This window comes from Nonomuraea sp. NPDC026600, from assembly GCF_040638335.1.
GTDB lineage: Bacteria > Actinomycetota > Actinomycetes > Streptosporangiales > Streptosporangiaceae > Nonomuraea.
Genome location: NZ_JBEZYD010000048.1, coordinates 1 through 16,145, shown reverse-complemented (window position 1 = coordinate 16,145; position 16,145 = coordinate 1). Strand labels below are relative to the sequence as shown.

The window sequence follows — 16,145 nt, the reverse complement described above, 5'->3', positions numbered from 1 at the left end:
GCCCACGATCTGCCGACATTGGGCCCGAATCCGAAGCCCACCGATGGCCCTGGAGCCCTTGACCGACACGTTGGCGTTCGCGCCCACGCCGAGCCCGACGCCGACCTTGACCCCGGCGGAGAAGCCGATCCCGCTGTTGTCGATGGCCACGCACGCCTCGCCGCCCACTTCGGCGAAGACCTGAAGCGCCGCGCCCAGGCAGATACCAGGCCCTTACCGCGAGCTCCGGGTCGATGCGTCGGACATGCGCCGCATGATCGCGGCGATGGTGGAGGGGTGAGTGAGGTGCGGATGGTGCCCGGCGGCGGGGACGGTCGTGACGGTGGCCGGGCCGGGCTCGCCGACCAGCGGATCCAGTTGTCCGGCAACGATGTGGACCGGGACGGAGACGGTTCCGCCCAGCAGGGCTTGGAGGGCGGCGCGCTCGGCGGGGTGGTACGCGGCCCGCAGCCACTGGGCCGTACGGCGGGCGACGCCGGGCCGGTGCAGTTGGGCGGCGGCGCTCGCGATGGCCCGACGGGCTTCGTCCGAGGAAACGCCGCCCGCGCCGAGGAGTGAGGTCGCGAGCCGGTCGGCGGAGATCCTCTTGAGGAGTGGCGCGGCGAGCGTCGGTGTGCGGAGCAACCTGGGGGCCACCTCCTGGAGGAAATAAGGCGAGACGAGGAGCAGGGCCGAGATGCGATCAGGATGAGCGGCGGCGTAGCGGAGCGCCGGTGCGGCGGCCGCCGAGTGGGCGACGATGACCGGCCGGGTTCGTACGGGCGCCAGTAGATCGGTGAGCCAGTCCAGCGGGGTGGCCGTCGTGGGCGCCGAACGGCCGAGTCCCGGCAGGTCGGCGACGAGGGCGGGTGCTTCGTCCAGTTCGCCGAGCACGCCCTGCCAGGACTCGCCATCGAGGGGAAGCCCGTGCAGGAGTACGAAGCCGGGCGAGGTCCTGTCCCCGGCGACATAGGTCCGGGATCCGCCGACGTCGTGGAAGCCGCCAGGAAGCCCGGCCGGATTCGTCCCGAACCTGTCGGCCACCAGCCGATCGGCCCAGCGGCGCAGCGCGGTCTCGACGGGCGGCTGCCGGAGCCGCGCGGCCTCGGCGACCTTCTCGGCCGAGACCGTGTCGTAACGGTCCTCGGTCAGGAAGGCCAAGGTCTCGGGGTTGGCTCCGGTCAGGGCGGCGGGGAGGCGGCGGATCAGGGCCACCGGTACGAGGGCCTTCGGCGCGGGTACGCCCAGGTGGCGCCCGAGCAGGCGCACCAGGTCGGGCAGGTCCGGGGTGTTCTCGTCGAGCACCCAGTGCAGGCCGCCGGGCTCCGGGTCGTGTTCGGGGATGGCGGCCATGAACTTCGCGAAATGATCCACGGGCACCACGGGCACGAACGTACGGGCGGTGCCCGGCAGCGCCGGAAGCCGGCCCGTCCACAGGTCGCGGACCAGTTCGGCCAGGCCGATGTACTGGCCGGCCTCGCCCGTGGTGGAGTGGCCGATCACGGTGCTCGGATTCACCACGGTCAGCGGGACCCCCAACTGCGCCGCGACGACCCGTACGGCCGCGTCCCCCTCGGTCTTGGAGCCCTCATAAGCCCCCTTGCCTCGGTAGAGCTTCACCAGTTCGGCCTCCGGAAGCGGATACCGCGCCTGCGGGTCCAGCCCGACCCGGTAGCCCGACACGTGGATCAGCCTGCGCAGGCCGGCCCGGGTCGCGGCCCAGCGCAGCACGTTGAGGGCGCCTTCGACGTTGACCGTCCTGGCCTCCTCGCGCCGCAGCCCGAACCGGTAGACGGCGGCGGTGTTGAAGACATCCCGTACGCCGGCGAGCCGCTCGTCGTCGGCCGCGCTCAGCCCCAGGCCCGCACCGGCCGTGAGATCACCGGCCACGACCGCGAGCCGCCCGGCTCCCACGCCGTGATCTTGTAGCCAGGCGCGCAGTTCGCCCGCGCGGCCCTGAGCCGGTTCGCGAAGAACGGCCGCGATCGTCCGGCCCTGCTTCAGCAGGTGCAGCACCGTCCACCTGCCGATGAAGCCGTTCGCGCCGAATACCACGGCGTCCGGCGAAGTCTCTTCCATTCGCTTCCCTCTCTAGACCGATCTACATAATCCGTGGGCCAAAAAAGGCGCCCGGCACCCCGGCTACGGTCAGCCGGTGCCGAGCAGCTTGGCGATGCGGCGGCCGGTCCGCTCGATGGGGACCCGGCTGCGGCCGGCGCGAGCCAGCACCAGCGCCCCTTCGATCAGGGCGAGCACCGTCGCCGCGAGCTCATCCGACTCCTCCGCGTCGTGACCGTCGGCCCGGAGGGCATCGGCCAGCGCCCGCTGCCAGCCCGCGTAGATGCCGCCGCAGATCGGCTGGAGGTCGTCGTTGGTCGCGGCGACCTCCAGGGCGACGGTCGCCACCGGGCAGCCCTTGGCGTAGCCGGCCGCCACCATCCGGTCGGCCAGCCCGTCCAGCAGGGCCAGTACGAGATCGCCAGAGGTGGACGCCGTCGCGGCCAGCTCCCCGACCATGCCGTCGACCTCCCGGCCCGCGGCGGCGAGTGCCTCGCCGACGAGCTGGTCCTTGCCGCCGGGGAAGTGGTGATAAAGCGAGCCCCGAGGAGCACCGGCGACCGCGAGCACCTCGTTGAGCCCGGTGCCGTGATAGCCCTTCGCCTCCACGAGCGTCCGAGCCGCCTCGATCAGCCGCGCCCGCGTCTCATCACCTTTGATCGCCACACCCAGAAAATAGACCGGTCTGCATATACTTGTCCAATCCGATGGCAGGTCACTTCTCGGCGGCCAGCCGTACTCCCAGCCCGATGAAGATGCTCCCCGTCGCGATATCGAGCCGGCGGCGCGCGGCGTGCCGACGACGCAGCCATCCTCCGATCCGCCCCGCCAGCACCCCGACCAGCCCGTCGACCAGGAACTCCAACACGATCAGAATGGCGCCGAGGATGGCGAACTGCAGCCAGACCTGACCCAGCCGCGGGTCGATGAACTGGGGAAGGAAGGCGATCGTGAAGGTGACCATCTTCGGGTTCAGCAGGTTGGTCAGCAAGCCGTTGAGGTACGCCCGCCGGCCCGGCATCCCTTCGCCGAGGACCGGCAGCTCATCGTGGCCGGCCTTGCTGCGGCGAAGAGTCTGCACGCCGAGGTAGATCAGGTAGGCGGCACCGGCGATCCGTACCACCGTGAAGGCGACCGGCACCGCCGCGAAGAGCGCGGCCAGTCCCGCGGCCGCCACGGCGATGTGCACGGCCTCGCTCGTCGCCACCCCGGCCGTGGCCAGCAGGCCGGCGCGCGGACCGCCGCGCATCCCACAGCCCAGGATGAACAGCATGTCGGGCCCCGGAGTGATCATGGCGACGATGGTGGTCACGGTGAAGGCGAGAAGCAGGTGCTGGTCGATCGGCATACCGCGATCGTGCCATAGCCGGACATGTCGGACGGGTGGTGCCCCACGCAGCCTGTGGGGCGTGAGATAATGACTCCTACGACGCCCTCTCGGCCTCGGGTCCAGCGACCCAGACGAGAGGGTTTTTTCATGCCCGCAGTGACCCGTCACTCTGCGGCGGCATGCCACCCGATCAAGGAGAATTCGATGAAGCTCGGTCTGACCTGCCCACGTTTCACCTGGCCCGGCGGTGATGCCGCCATCTCCGGGCGGTTCGCGGCCGTCGCCCGCGGCGCCGACGAAGCGGGCCTGCACAGTCTGTGGGTGATGGACCATTTCTTCCAGATCCCCAACTTCGGCGCCGTGGAGGATCCGATGCTGGAGGCGTACGGTGCGCTGTCCTACGCCGCCGCTCTCACCAGCCGGGTCACGCTGGGCACTCTCGTCACCGGCGCCGTCTACCGTGCACCGGGACTGTTGGTGAAGCAGGTCAGCACCCTGGACGCACTCTCCGGCGGTCGCGCCGTCCTCGGCATCGGCGCCGGCTGGTACGAGCCGGAGGCCCGCGGGCTCGGCCTGCGTTTCCCTCCGCTGGCCGAGCGGTTCGAGCAGCTGGAGGAGACGCTCCAGATCGCCCGGCAGATGTGGAGCGAGGAGGACAAGCCTTACGAGGGCCGGCATTACCGGCTGGAACGTACGCTCAACGCCCCGCAGGCGCGCCCGCCGATCCTGATCGGCGGCAGCGGGGAGAAGAAGACCCTCCGGCTGGTCGCCGAGTACGCCGACGCCTGCAACTTCCTGGACGGCGCCGACGTACGGCACAAGCTCGGCGTGCTGCGCGCTCACTGCGAGCGGCTGGGCCGGCCCTACGAGGAGATCGAAAAGACCCTCCACCTGCGGGTGCCTGACGGGCAGAGCATCGAGGAGAGCGTCCAGCGCTGCGGCGACCTCGCCGCTCTGGGCATCGACCACGTCATCGTCGCCGTCCCCGATGCCGCCGCCGACTCCTCACTCGCCCACCTGGCCGACCTCGCCGCACAGATCGCCGCCATCACCCCAGCCGGGCGCTAAGGGCTTGAACCTCCCGTGGCGGGAGGTCTTACCGTCGTGTCCGTGACCGAAAACGACGGCGACGAGCGTCGATGGAGCATCGGGGAACTGGCCAAGGCCACCGGCGTCACCATCCGCACGCTCTACCACTATGACGAGATCGGCCTGGTCCAGGCCGGCGAGCGGACCGCGTCCGGCCATCGCCGCTACACCGGGGCCGACCTGCGGCAGTTGTATCGGGTACGCGCCCTGCGCGGGCTGGGACTGTCGCTGGAGGAGATCGCGAACGTCCTCGCGCGGCCGGTGGACGACCTGACGGCCATGCGCGGCCTGCTCGGCGCCCAGCTCGCCGAACTGGACCTGCGGCTCGCCCGGATGGGGCAGCTGAAGGAGCGGATCGGCGGGCTGCTGGGGGTGATTGACCAGTCGGTCATGCCCGACCCCGAGCAGTTCATGACCACCCTCGAAGTGATCTCGATGTACGAGAGCTACTTCGGCCAGGAAGTACGCGACGACCTGGCCAAACGCCGGATGCGGCTCGGTGGGGACGCGATGGAGGGCTTCCGGGCCGAGTGGCTCGTCCTCCTCCGGGAGGCCCGGGAGCACATGCTGGCGGACACCCCCGTCGACGACCCGCAGGTACGGGAAGTGACCGCGCGCTGGGAGGCGTTGGCGAGCGCGCTTCAGAGTGGCGACCAACAGGTCGACGCGCGGGCCCAGGCCGCCGGAATGGCGTTCTGGCGCGACAACAGCGCCAAGATCAGCGAGGAGATCAGCCGCCAGGTCGACTGGCTGGACGCGGGCGACCTGCCCGCCATCATGAGCTACTTCGAGCGCGTCCGGAAGGCGCGCGACGATCACCGAACAGGAGCGTGACGCGAGGATGCGCTATCCCGAGGCGCCGGTACGACCGGAGCACAACGAGGTCGGTGGGCTGGTCTTCGACGACCCCTACCAATGGCTGGAGGAGGACGACGGGGAGGGCGTGGCGGCCTGGCAGCAGGCCCAGGACGAGCTGGCCCGGTCCTCCGTGCACGGCTGGCCGCATCATGAGGCGCTCGCGGCCCGCGTCGGGGACCTGGTCGAGCAGATGGACGCCCGCAACCTGGTGGTCCCGGTGCGGTACGGGCCGCGGTGGTTCCGCAGCCGCATCCCCGACGGCCAGGAGCTGATGGTCTTCGAGACGGCCGACGCCCCCACCGGTCCGTGGCGCATGGTGATCGACCTCAACGAGATGTCCGCCGGTACGCCGCTGCGGATGAGCCCGTACCCCTCACCCGACGGCCGTCTGCTGGCGTACTCCCTGGACGCGGGGGGCCAGGAGCTGCCGGCGCTCAAGGTGATCGAGATCGACACCGGGAAGGTGCTGCTGGACGGCGTACCGCAGCAGCGACCGGGCCTGGTGGCCTGGCTCCCGGACGGCAGCGGCTTCTTCTACATGGCCAACGAGGCTGGGGCGGCGGCGTTACGGTGGCGGCTGTTCTTCCACCGGCTGGGGCAGCCGGCGCCCACCGAGCCAGAGCCGCTGGACATCCCGCACCTGTTCGCCATCCCCAAGATCTCCCGGGATGGGCGCTGGGCGATGCTCCAGGTCGACCATCTGCGGCCCCGGCCGCACTTCATCGCCCGCCTGGACGAACCTTGGGAGTGGCGCGAGTTCATCACCGACGCCGAGCACCTGTACAAGGGCGTCCTCGTCGACGGCTCCTTCGTGGCCGTCACCACGGCGGGCGCCCCGCGAGGCCGCCTGGTCCGCATCCCGCTGGACAGCCCCGGCGACCCCGCCACCTGGACCGAGCTGGTGCCCGGCGGCGACGCCGTACTCACCGGCGTGACCCTGGTCGGCGACCGGCTGGTACTCGGCGAACTGGTCGACACCGTCTCCCGCATCCGGATCCTCACCCTGGACGGCGCGGACCTCGGGGAGGTCCCGCTGCCCGGCCAGGGCTCGGTCAGCTCCATCGCCCAGGGAGTCGTCGCTCTGGGCGTGATGGACCAGGTGGTGGGCTGCCAGGACGCGATCACCTTCGGCTACACCTCCTACACCCAGTCCCCCACGGTCTACCACTATGAGCTGGAGTCGGGGACGCTGACCGCGCTGCAGGGGTCAAGCCACACCCTGACCGGCCTGGTCACCACCCGCGTGTGGGCCGCCTCGGCCGACGGCACCCGCGTGCCCTGCACCCTGGTCCACCGCGCCGACCTGGACCGTTCGCGTCCGCAGCCGACCCTGATCCAGGGGTACGGCGGCTTCAACGTCGCCGTACTGGCGTCCTACCTCGGCCCTTTAGCGGCGTTCGTGGAGGCGGGCGGGATCTACGCGCACGCCCACGTACGCGGCGGCGGGGAGTTCGGCCTCCCATGGTGGGAGGGCGGGCGGCTGCACGCCAAGCAGAACACCTTCGACGACCTGTACGCCATCGCCGAGCAGTTGATCGCCGACGGGGTCACCACGCCTGACCGGCTGGCGATCCAGGGCGCTTCGAACGGCGGCCTGCTCACCGCCGCGGCCGTGACCCAACGGCCGGAACTGTGGCGGGCAGTGGTCTGCGGCGCCCCCAAACTGGACCTGATGCGCGTCGCCCGCGACCCGGTGGGCACCGCCGCCACCCTCTCCGAGTACGGCAATCCCCACGACCCGGCCGACGCGCCCGTGCTCATGGCCTACTCCCCGTACCACAACGTGAAACCGGGCACGGCCTACCCGGCGATCCTGCTGGACGCGGGCGCCAACGACCCCCGTTGCCCCGCCTGGCACTCCCGTAAGTTCGCCGCCAGAACGCAGGCCGCCACCACCTCCTCCCATCCCATCCTGCTGCGCGTCTGGTCCGACGCGGGACACGGTGGGACGAACTGGAGCACGATCGTGCAGCAGCTGAGCTTCTGGCTGGCGTTCGTCATGCGGGAACTGGGTCTCGAGGTCACCGTCCGTCGTTCGACGGCATGAGCCACCTCATGGCCTCGTGCCATCGGGGAACCCGGTCCAGCGCAGGTCGGTCGGGAGGTGGCTCATGTCGTTGAACATCACGATCGTGGGCGGCAGGCCGTTTCGATACTCGATGACGGTCAGTGCGGTGTTGGCGCTGTTCAGGCCGAGCCACCGGGACGGCGGCGCGTCCAGCGCGTGCCGTACCAGCCACGCGATCTGATAGGCGTGCGTCACCAGGACCTCGTGGGTGTCGGGCTTGGTGTCGGGGACCTTCGCGAACCGGGCGACCAGCGCCTCGGCCAGCTTCTGGCCCGAGGCCGCCTCGGTGGCGTCGTAGCCGTCGAAGAAGCCGGCCCAGGACGGAGGTGTTTCGGCCGCGCGGGGAACGTAGGGCACGTGGTCGACGAGTTCGGCGGCCTCGGTCACGGGCACGTTCGGTAGATGCCGGGCGAGTTCGTGCGCGCTCGCCGCGGCGCGTGGTAGCGGAGAGTGCCACACGGCGTCGACCGGCAGGCCGGCCAGCCGTTCGCCCAGCAGGCCCGCCTGCCGGCGCCCGATGCCGGTGAGCTCCCCGAACGCGTCGGCGGCGCCGTGGCGCGCAAGGTAGAGGTGTCGCGTTGTCATAGGTGGTCAGGGGCGGGTGTCCGTGCGGGCCCGCTTCCCGTCTCCTTTCGATCCGTAGGTGTGGGTCCGGCAGACAACGAGGAGGCCGTGACGGTGCCGGTGGTGCCGTCGATGGTGATGACGGTGTCGTCGTGGAGCCTGCTCGTCGCGTTCGGGACACCGAGGACGGCGGGGATGGCGTGCTCGCGGGCGACGATCGCGGCGTGGGAGAGCACTCCCCCGGTCTCGGTGACGACGCCGGCGGCGATGCGCAGCAGCGGCGTCCACGCGGGGTCGGTGAAGGGGCAGACGAGGATGTCGCCCGGGTGCACCCGCGCGAAGTCGCCGGGACCGCGGACGATCCTCGCGGTGCCGGTCACGGTCCCGCGGCTGCCTGGTGTTCCGGTGAGTGCGGCCGCCGAGGCGCTGGACGGCGCTGGTGGCGGTGGGGGTGCGGCGGTGACCGGTCGTGCCTGCAGAACCCAGGTGCGGCCGTCGACGATCGCCCACTCGATGTCCTGCGGTCCACCGAGTACGGCGGCGATCTCCTTGCCCAGCTCGGCGAGCCGCGTGGCGGTCGCGTCGTCGATCGTCGGTTGGTCCCGGGCGCCGGTGGGCACGTCGCGGATGACGAGCCGCGTGCCGTGCCGGTCAAGGCGGGTCCGTTTGTCCGCGACGGTGCGGGTGACCGTCCCGTCCCCGGCGACTCGGTAGGCGTCAGGGGTGACCGTGCCCCCGACGATGCTGGGGCCGAGGCCCCAGGACGCCTCGATCTCGGTCGCGTCGTCCGGGTCCGCGGGGGTGAACATGACCCCGGATACCTCGGCGTCGACATGGCGTTGGACGATGACGGCCATCACAAGATCGTCGGAAGGCCGGTCCTGCCGGTAGCCGATGGCACGTGGAGAGAACAACGAGGCCCAGCAGGCACGTACGGCGTCGGTGACCTCGCCGGCTCCGTGCACCGCGAGAAAGCTCTCGTACTGGCCGGCCGCCGATGCCTGACCGGTGTCCTCATCCGCCGCCGATGATCTTACCGCCACGGGCGGATCGCCGAGCTCGTCGAGTGCGCGCCCCAGCGCACCGGCGTGGATCGGGCCGACCTCGATCGCCCGTCGTACCGCGTCAAGATCGTGCAGGTCCAGGTCCCGTACGGCGGCGAGGTAGGCGGCGAACGAGACGACGAAGCCGTCAGGAACCGGCAGGCCCGCGCGCAGCAACGTGCCGAGTGTGCCGGCCTTGCCCCCGCAGGTATCGGCGGCAGCCTCCATGAGAGGTACGATCATCCACCCTGCCTTTCAACAGAATATTGACAACAATTCGTTGAGTGTGCACCATGAGTTACATGCCACGCAAGCAGGACATCGCTCACACCGCGCACGCTGAACGCGTCCAAGCCCGCCGTGAGCGGGACGCGTCCGAGCATCTTCTGAGCCTGGGCGCGGATGCGCTCGACGCCCGCCCGTGGCGGCCCTCGCCCGTCCCGCCGACGGCGGTCGACCTCCTGCAGTTCGCCGTCTGGCGCTGCGCCGACCTGGACCCGGAGGACATCCTGAGCGCGCTCGCCCTCCTGCCCGCCGCCCGCGCCGAGGTCGAAGGACTCGAATCGGGCCTGCTGTTCATGGCCCGGAGCGCCGGACTGACCTGGGCGCAGATGGCGCAGGTGATGGGGTTCAACTCCCCGCAGGCGTGCCAGCAGCACTACACCCGCCTGACCGCACGGCAGGACGCCGACTCGTGACGCGGGACTCGACGCCCGACCTGCTGGTCCTGCACGCCGTACGCATCACCGGGTTCGCGGACACTCCGGTGATCGCTCATCGCTACGGGCTCGACGCGGCCGAGACGAAAGAGCTGCTGCACGACGCCGAGGCCTATGGGTGGGTGGAGCACACCGCCTTCGCCGGCGCCGGAGGCTGGTCGTTGACCGAACGGGGCCGAGCCGAGAACGAGCGTCAGCTCGCGGCCGAGCTCGCCCACGTCGGCGGTGCCGACGAGGTCCGTGACGTCTACCGCCGGTTCCTCCCGCTGAACGCCCTCCTGCTACGAGCCTGCACCGACTGGCAGCTCCGGCCCACCGACGGCGATCGGCTCGCCGTCAACGACCACTCCGATCCCACCTGGGACGCCGGAGTCCTCCTCGAGCTCGCCGGCATCGATCGCGCGCTCACGCCACTCGCGGGCCGGCTCGGGAGCGTCCTGGCACGGTTCCGCGGATACGACACACGCTTCACCACGGCCCTGGCGCGCGTCCAAGCCGGGGAGGGCACCTGGGTCGACCGCACCGACGTCGACTCCTGCCATCGGGTCTGGTTCGAACTCCACGAAGACCTCATCGCCACGCTCGGCCTCAACCGGCACGCGGAACCCTGACCGGTCACCCGCCGGCTGCCCGCTCCAGACTGGCCTCCGCCCGACGGGAATCGGCCCGGCTGATCAGCCGCCTGCCCAGCCGCTGCGCCGGCATCTCCACCCACCGCCAGGTCAGCGCACACAGGCCGAGCAGCGCCGCGCACACCGCCACCAGCAGCGTCAGGCGCACCGCCACCGGCACGGCCGGCGGGTCCGGCAGGAAGAACTCCACGCTCTCCAGCAGCAGCGGGTGCAGCAGGTAGATCGAGTAGGACACCAGGCCCAGCCAGGTCAGCCACGACGGCATCGTGCGGTGGCGCAGTGCCATCCCGGCGGCGAACGTCAGCCAGGCCGCTGCGATCGCCACCTGCAACCCGAACTCGGCGCGCGCCAGCCACAACCCGGCCAGCGGTATCAGCGCCACCCAGGCGATGTGCCGGTGACCGAGTTGGCCAGTTTCGACACGATACAGCGCGGTGCCGGCGAACATGGTGGCCAAGATGAACAGCCCCTGCCACGGTCCGGGGTAACTCTGGTTGACGGCCAGCAGCAGGAGGACCGTGCCCGCGATGACCACGGCGCCCACCTGCCGTACCCGCCTGCCGCCGCGCAGCACCGCGACCAGCCCCGCGGCCAGTACGGCGGTCACCACGACCACGACCGTGAGCATGCGGCCCGCCCCGCCGGCCGACAGGAGCGTCACCGGCAGCAGCCCGGCACCCAGCACGGCGGCCGCCGCGAACACGAGCGCGGCCGCGGTGCTGCGCCGGTGCAAGCCGAGGCTGAACATCGCCGTCAGCAGGAGGTAGAAGGCCATCTCGTAGGACAGTGTCCACAGCACGTTGGCCAGGTTCGGCACGTACAGCAGGTTCTGCAGCATGCTGGCGTGCGCCAGGGCCAGCGCCACCGGCCGACTGCTCCACCAGGTGTGCAGGCCGTCCCAGCCGACCGCCGCCAGCAGCGCCACGCCGGCCGCGCACACGAAGAACAGCGGCCACAGCCGGAAGAACCGCGAGATCCAAAAGGCCCGCACGCTGCCCCGGCGCTCCAGCGATGCCGGCACGATGTAGCCACTGACCAAGAAGAACACCAACACGCCGTACCAGCCGGGTTCGAAGACGGCCTTGATCGGCAGCCGCGCCTCCGGCCACAGCGGTTTGAGCGCGTGCTCGAAGACCACCACTATCGCGGCCAGCCCGCGCAGCGCGTCTAACCAGGCCAGACGCCGCCGCGTATGCGGCGAAGCCGAATCGGCGGCAGTGCGGTGAGCTGAAAGCATCCGGACATCGTAATGAGAAATATCCTTTACGTCCGTCGATCTCCGCCCTGCTGACACCACATCTCAGTCACGAAGCGTGGATGTGGCGCCTGGCCGGTGGTCCGAACCGTCACCGTCCCCTGCGCTTGTAGGAACGGACCGACAGCGGGACGAACACCACCAGCAGCGCGGCCGACCAGAGCAGGACGGCGGCCACCGGATGCGCGAGCGGCCAGGCCACGTCTCCGGACGTCACACCCGGATTGCCGAACAGCTCGCGGGAGGCGGCGGTGAGCGCGCTCACCGGATTCCAGTCGGCCAGGAACCGCAGCCACCCCGGCATGCCGCCGGTCGGGACGAAGGAGTTGGACAGCATCGTGAACGGCAGGAACAGCGGCACCATCGCGTCGGCGACCTGCTCGTTCTTCACCGCCAGGCCCACGTAGACGCCCACCCAGCTCAGCGCGTACCGCAGCACCAGCATCAGCAGGAACGCCTCAGCCGTGGGGATCAGGCCGCGGTGCGGCTGCCAGCCCACCAGCAGGCCCGCCCCCACCATGATGGTCAGCATCAGCAGGCCGACCAGGGAGTCGGCGCCGGTCTGCCCGAACGGCACCGCCAACCGCGCCATCGGCATGGAGCGGAACCGGTCCATCACACCGCGGGAGGCGTCGGTGGCCATCCGCGTCATGACCCCCATCACCGCCGAGAAGGTCACCATCGCGAACAGGCCTGGCATGAGGTACTCGCGGTAGTCGCCGCCGCCCGGCACCTGGATCGCGCTGCCGAAGACGTACCCGAACAGCACCACCATGATGGCCGGGAAGATCAGCGCGGCGACGAGTTCCCCGGGATCCTGTCGCAGCCGTCCCAGCTCGCGGCCGACCAGGGTCAGCCCGTCGGCGAACGTCCAGCGCAGGCGGTGGCCCAGCGGCAGGGTGAGGTCGGTCATCGGACGGTCTCCTTCCGGTCGGTGAGGCGCAGGAACACCTCGTCAAGGGTGGGGCGGCGCAGCCTCACGTCGGCCGCGGCGACCCCGGCGCGGTCGAGCTCGCGCACGATGCCCGCGAGCCGGAAACCGCCGCCGGGCAGGGCGAGGCTGAGCTGGTCGGCGCCCGTGATCGTGGGATCGGTCCCGGCCAGGGCCTTCAGCGCGGTGGCCGCCGGACCCAGCGCGGCGGGGTCGTCGAGAACGACGTCGAGACGGTCCCCGATCGTGGCCTTCAGCTCGTCGGGTGTGCCCGTGGCGATCACCCGGCCGTGGTCGATGACGGCGATGTCGTCGGCCAGCTGGTCGGCCTCGTCCAGATACTGCGTGGTGAGCAGCACCGTGGTGCCGTCCGCCACCAGCTCGCGGACGCTGTCCCAGATCTCGCCGCGGCTGCGCGGGTCCAGGCCGGTGGTCGGCTCGTCCAGGAAGAGCACCTCGGGGCGCAGGATGAGGCTGGTGATCAGGTCGAGGCGACGCCGCATGCCGCCGGAGTAGCCGGTGACCTGCCGATCGGCGGCGTCCATCAGGCCGAAGCGGTCGAGCAGCTCGTCGGCCCGCCGGTGCGCCTCGCGCCGGGACAGGTGGGACAGGCGCCCGAACATGCGCAGGTTGCCACGGCCGGTGAGCTTCTCGTCCACGGCGGCGTACTGGCCCGCGAGCCCGATCCTGGCCCGCACCTCGCCGGCCTCGCGGACGACGTCGTATCCGGCGATGCGGGCGTGCCCGGCATCGGGATCGGACAAGGTCGCCAGAATGCGCACCGCTGTCGTCTTCCCAGCGCCGTTCGGCCCGAGCACGCCGCAGACCGTTCCTTTCGGCACGCTCAGGTCCAGACCTCGCAGCGCATGGGTGTCGCCGAAGGACTTGTGCAGCCCCTCGGCGACCACGATCGGATCCGCCATGAATCCCTCCACTGGGTACGTTGTACGCGGTTGTGGCGTCAGGCTAAACTACTGGGTACTACGTACGCAACTTGAGGGAGGAGCCGGTGACCGACGCCGAGTACGTGAACATCTGGATGCGACCCGAGCGCCCGGCCCGCGGGCCGAAGCCGGCCTACAGCCGCGCGCAGATCACCGAGGCGGCCGTCCGGATCGCCGACGCCGAGGGGCTGGAGGCCGCCACCATGCGGCGGATCGCCGCCGAGATCGGCGCCGGCGCGATGTCCCTCTACCGGTACGTCCCGAGCCGCGACAACCTGGTCGAGCTCATGGCCGACCGGCTGCAGGGCGAGATCGACGTCACGGGCATGCCCTCCGGCGACTGGCGCGCCGACCTGACCCGCTACGCCGACGGGCTGCGGGCCATGTGGCTGAGGCACCCGTGGATCGGCACCGTGCAGCGGTCACTCCCCAGCTTCGGCCCCAACCAGCTGCTCTTGATCGAAGGGCTGATGGGAGTGCTCGACGCCTTCGTCTCCATCGACGAGAACCTCGGCCTCATGGCCATTCTGACCGGCTACGTCGAGGGCACCGTCCGCGAGGAGGTCAGCTCGGCCGAGGAGGTCCGCCGCAGCGGGCTCAGCGAGTCGGAGTGGATGGCGCGGAGCTACCCGTACGTCGACCAGCTGGTGAAGAGCGGGGAGTACCCGATCTTCACCAAGATCGTGATGGAGGCGCGCCAGCCGCACCTGAGCCGCGACGACCAGTTCCGGCACGGGCTCCAGCGCGTCCTCGACTGCATCGCCGCGGCCCTCCCGTCAACGGCCGGGCCTCCGGTGGCGGCGCACGGAGAGGGACAGGAAGACCGCGCCAATTAGCCTCGGCGTATCTCGGTCCCGCGATGTACACTTCGTAAAGTACGTACTTGACGATAATTGCGGAGTTGACGCCAGTGGAGCCTCCGGAGAGTGAGTTCGTCGATCGGATGGGGCTGGTCATGGAGCGTCTGGGCGGGACGCGCACGATGGGCCGCCTGTACGCGTGGCTCATGATCTGCGATCCGCCCGCCCGTTCACTCACCGATCTGGCGGCCGAGCTCGAGGTGAGCAAGACCGCGGTCAGCACGGTCGCCAGGCAACTGGAGGTGGGCGGGATGATCGAGCGCGTGCCCACGGCCAGTCGCGAGCACCGCTACCGGATGACCGGCGGCGGATGGGCGCAGGTCATGCAGGTCCAGCTCGCCGGCGTGCGGATGAGCCTGGACACGCTGGACTTCGGGCTGTCCATCCTCAGCGAGGACCTGCCCGAGCGGCGTGCCCGGGTGGAGGACACCCGCGAGTTCTTCGCCTTCATTCTGCGGGACTCCGAGGAGATGCTCCAGCGCTGGGCCGAATACCGCAAGGAGTCGTCCTGACGTACATCTCGACAGAGAGATCCTCAACCAAGGAGAGGCGATGGCCGACTTCGTCGAGCGGTACGACATCCCGAAGCAACACTTCTGGCTGCACGGGCCCCGATCGGGCCCGCCCGTCGAATTCGACGCCCAGGCCGGGATGTGGAACGTCTACGGTTACCCGGAGCTGCAGGAGGTCATCGGCGACCCCGCGACCTTCTCCTCCGACACGATGCGCATAGTCCCCAAAGGCATGCTGCCGGACGAGGGCTTTTCGCTGGACGGCTTCATCACCCAGATCGACCCGCCGGAGCACGGCAAGCTGCGCAAGCTGGTCAGCAGCGCGTTCACCCGCAAGGTGGTCGCGGATCTCGAACCGCGCATCGCCGCGATCACCCACGAACTGCTCGACGCGGCGCGGGAGCGCGAGCGGTTCGAGCTGGTACGCGATCTGGCCTATCCGCTGCCGGTCATCGTCATCGCCGAGTTGCTGGGGGTGCCCAGCGGTGATCGCGAGCTGTTCAAGCGGTGGGCGGATGCGCTGTTCCAGCGTGACGCCAAGGTCTCGCTCAACCAGTCCGCCGAAGAGCGGAGCGCGGACCTCGAAGCCACGATGAAGCCGTGGCGGGAGATGAGCGACTATCTCGCCGGCCACGCCGCCGAGCGCCGCCGCCAGCCGCGCGCCGACCTGCTCAGCAGGCTGGTCGAGGCCGAGGTGGACGGCGAGCGCCTGCCCGACGCTCAGGTGGTCAACTTCGCGATCGTGCTCCTGCTGGCCGGGCACATCACCACGACGATGCTGCTCGGCAACACGGTGTTGTGCCTGGACGCCTTCCCTGCCCAGCAGGACAGGGTACGCGCCGACCGCGCCTCGGTCCCGGCCGTCATCGAGGAGTCACTGCGGCTCTTCACCCCGTTCGCCGCCCTCGGCCGCGCCACCATGCGCGAGGTCGAGCTCGGCGGGGTGACGATCCCGGCCGATCAGATGGTCATGTGCTGGCTCGCGATGGCCAACCGGGACCCCCGGCAGTTCCCGGATCCCGAGGTGTTCGATCCCGATCGCGATCCCAACCCGCATCTCGCGTTCGGCCGCGGCATCCACTTCTGCATCGGCGCCCCCTTGGCCCGGCTGGAGGGGCGGGTCGCGCTGAACATCCTGCTCGACCGGTTCGATCCCCTGCGCACCGATCCGGAGGACCCCGTGCAGTTCATCCCCACGCCGACCATGACCGGGGTGCGCCGCCTTCCGCTCCTCTAGAAACCGCTGGCCGCGCGGACGGCGGGCGTGAGCACTTGCCCCGCGCGCTCGACCAGAATCGTCATC

At 70.4% G+C, this 16,145-nt stretch carries 17 protein-coding genes; 9 read left to right on the top strand and 8 right to left on the bottom strand.

Annotation, left to right across the window (positions count from 1 at the left end):
* The first annotated feature begins 58 nt into the window (after positions 1 to 58).
* Positions 59 to 184: a hypothetical protein gene (locus AB0F17_RS57605; RefSeq protein WP_358043102.1), complete on the top strand. Its 126-nt coding sequence runs from the start codon at positions 59 to 61 to the stop codon at positions 182 to 184.
* 29 nt (positions 185 to 213) lie between these two features.
* Here AB0F17_RS57605 and AB0F17_RS57600 read toward each other — a convergent pair whose 3' ends face one another.
* The 3 genes from AB0F17_RS57600 to AB0F17_RS57590 form a co-directional block, all read right to left on the bottom strand.
* Positions 214 to 2,058 (bottom strand): alpha/beta fold hydrolase, encoded by a 1,845-nt coding sequence (locus AB0F17_RS57600; protein WP_358043099.1) that lies wholly within the window; start codon positions 2,056 to 2,058, stop codon positions 214 to 216.
* Positions 2,059 to 2,127: 69 nt separating this feature from the next.
* Positions 2,128 to 2,703 (bottom strand): TetR/AcrR family transcriptional regulator, encoded by a 576-nt coding sequence (locus AB0F17_RS57595; protein ID WP_358043096.1) that lies wholly within the window; start codon positions 2,701 to 2,703, stop codon positions 2,128 to 2,130.
* Between the two features lie 49 nt (positions 2,704 to 2,752).
* Positions 2,753 to 3,385, bottom strand: coding sequence for a LysE family translocator (locus tag AB0F17_RS57590; RefSeq protein WP_358043093.1), 633 nt, complete (start codon positions 3,383 to 3,385; stop codon positions 2,753 to 2,755).
* A gap of 186 nt (positions 3,386 to 3,571) precedes the next feature.
* Between AB0F17_RS57590 and AB0F17_RS57585 the strand changes: the two genes are divergently transcribed.
* From AB0F17_RS57585 to AB0F17_RS57575, 3 genes are read left to right on the top strand one after another with little or no spacing between them, the layout of a single operon-like run.
* Complete coding sequence (locus tag AB0F17_RS57585; protein ID WP_358043090.1) at positions 3,572 to 4,435, top strand: LLM class F420-dependent oxidoreductase; 864 nt, start codon at positions 3,572 to 3,574, stop codon at positions 4,433 to 4,435.
* 42 nt (positions 4,436 to 4,477) lie between these two features.
* Entirely contained in the window at positions 4,478 to 5,290 is an 813-nt protein-coding gene (locus AB0F17_RS57580; RefSeq protein ID WP_358043087.1) for a MerR family transcriptional regulator, read from the top strand.
* Positions 5,291 to 5,297: 7 nt separating this feature from the next.
* Entirely contained in the window at positions 5,298 to 7,361 is a 2,064-nt protein-coding gene (locus AB0F17_RS57575; RefSeq protein WP_358043084.1) for a prolyl oligopeptidase family serine peptidase, read from the top strand.
* Between the two features lie 6 nt (positions 7,362 to 7,367).
* Here AB0F17_RS57575 and AB0F17_RS57570 read toward each other — a convergent pair whose 3' ends face one another.
* Together AB0F17_RS57570 and AB0F17_RS57565 are read right to left on the bottom strand one after the other, a co-directional pair.
* Complete coding sequence (locus AB0F17_RS57570) at positions 7,368 to 7,967, bottom strand: histidine phosphatase family protein (RefSeq protein WP_358043081.1); 600 nt, start codon at positions 7,965 to 7,967, stop codon at positions 7,368 to 7,370.
* Positions 7,964 to 9,232: a PEP/pyruvate-binding domain-containing protein gene (locus AB0F17_RS57565; protein ID WP_358043078.1), complete on the bottom strand. Its 1,269-nt coding sequence runs from the start codon at positions 9,230 to 9,232 to the stop codon at positions 7,964 to 7,966. Before AB0F17_RS57565 ends, AB0F17_RS57570 begins: the two co-directional genes overlap by 4 nt.
* A gap of 59 nt (positions 9,233 to 9,291) precedes the next feature.
* Here AB0F17_RS57565 and AB0F17_RS57560 point away from each other — a divergent pair, with 59 nt between their 5' ends.
* Together AB0F17_RS57560 and AB0F17_RS57555 are read left to right on the top strand one after the other, a co-directional pair.
* The gene (locus AB0F17_RS57560) at positions 9,292 to 9,687 is read left to right on the top strand and encodes a DNA-binding protein (protein WP_358043076.1); all 396 of its coding nucleotides are present in this window, start codon (positions 9,292 to 9,294) and stop codon (positions 9,685 to 9,687) included.
* A complete protein-coding gene (locus tag AB0F17_RS57555; protein ID WP_358043073.1) occupies positions 9,684 to 10,319 on the top strand; it encodes a transcriptional regulator in 636 nt (211 codons plus the stop codon). The genes AB0F17_RS57560 and AB0F17_RS57555 overlap by 4 nt, the downstream gene beginning before the upstream one ends.
* Positions 10,320 to 10,323: 4 nt before the next feature.
* Here the strand turns inward: AB0F17_RS57555 and AB0F17_RS57550 are convergent, their stop codons facing one another.
* The 3 genes from AB0F17_RS57550 to AB0F17_RS57540 all read right to left on the bottom strand — a co-directional run bounded on the left by AB0F17_RS57550 (position 10,324) and on the right by AB0F17_RS57540 (position 13,449).
* The gene (locus AB0F17_RS57550) at positions 10,324 to 11,577 is read right to left on the bottom strand and encodes an acyltransferase (protein WP_358043070.1); all 1,254 of its coding nucleotides are present in this window, start codon (positions 11,575 to 11,577) and stop codon (positions 10,324 to 10,326) included.
* Positions 11,578 to 11,686: 109 nt separating this feature from the next.
* On the bottom strand, positions 11,687 to 12,508 hold the full coding sequence (locus AB0F17_RS57545) for an ABC transporter permease (RefSeq protein WP_358043067.1): 822 nt from the start codon (positions 12,506 to 12,508) through the stop codon (positions 11,687 to 11,689).
* Complete coding sequence (locus AB0F17_RS57540; RefSeq protein WP_358043064.1) at positions 12,505 to 13,449, bottom strand: ATP-binding cassette domain-containing protein; 945 nt, start codon at positions 13,447 to 13,449, stop codon at positions 12,505 to 12,507. The genes AB0F17_RS57545 and AB0F17_RS57540 overlap by 4 nt, the downstream gene beginning before the upstream one ends.
* A gap of 86 nt (positions 13,450 to 13,535) precedes the next feature.
* On the opposite strand from AB0F17_RS57540, the gene AB0F17_RS57535 reads away from it, so the two are divergent.
* From AB0F17_RS57535 to AB0F17_RS57525, 3 genes are all read left to right on the top strand, one after another.
* The gene (locus AB0F17_RS57535; protein ID WP_358043061.1) at positions 13,536 to 14,306 is read left to right on the top strand and encodes a TetR/AcrR family transcriptional regulator; all 771 of its coding nucleotides are present in this window, start codon (positions 13,536 to 13,538) and stop codon (positions 14,304 to 14,306) included.
* Between the two features lie 65 nt (positions 14,307 to 14,371).
* The gene (locus tag AB0F17_RS57530) at positions 14,372 to 14,842 is read left to right on the top strand and encodes a hypothetical protein (protein ID WP_358043058.1); all 471 of its coding nucleotides are present in this window, start codon (positions 14,372 to 14,374) and stop codon (positions 14,840 to 14,842) included.
* 40 nt (positions 14,843 to 14,882) lie between these two features.
* On the top strand, positions 14,883 to 16,079 hold the full coding sequence (locus tag AB0F17_RS57525) for a cytochrome P450 (protein WP_358043055.1): 1,197 nt from the start codon (positions 14,883 to 14,885) through the stop codon (positions 16,077 to 16,079).
* The last annotated feature ends 66 nt before the right edge of the window (positions 16,080 to 16,145 follow it).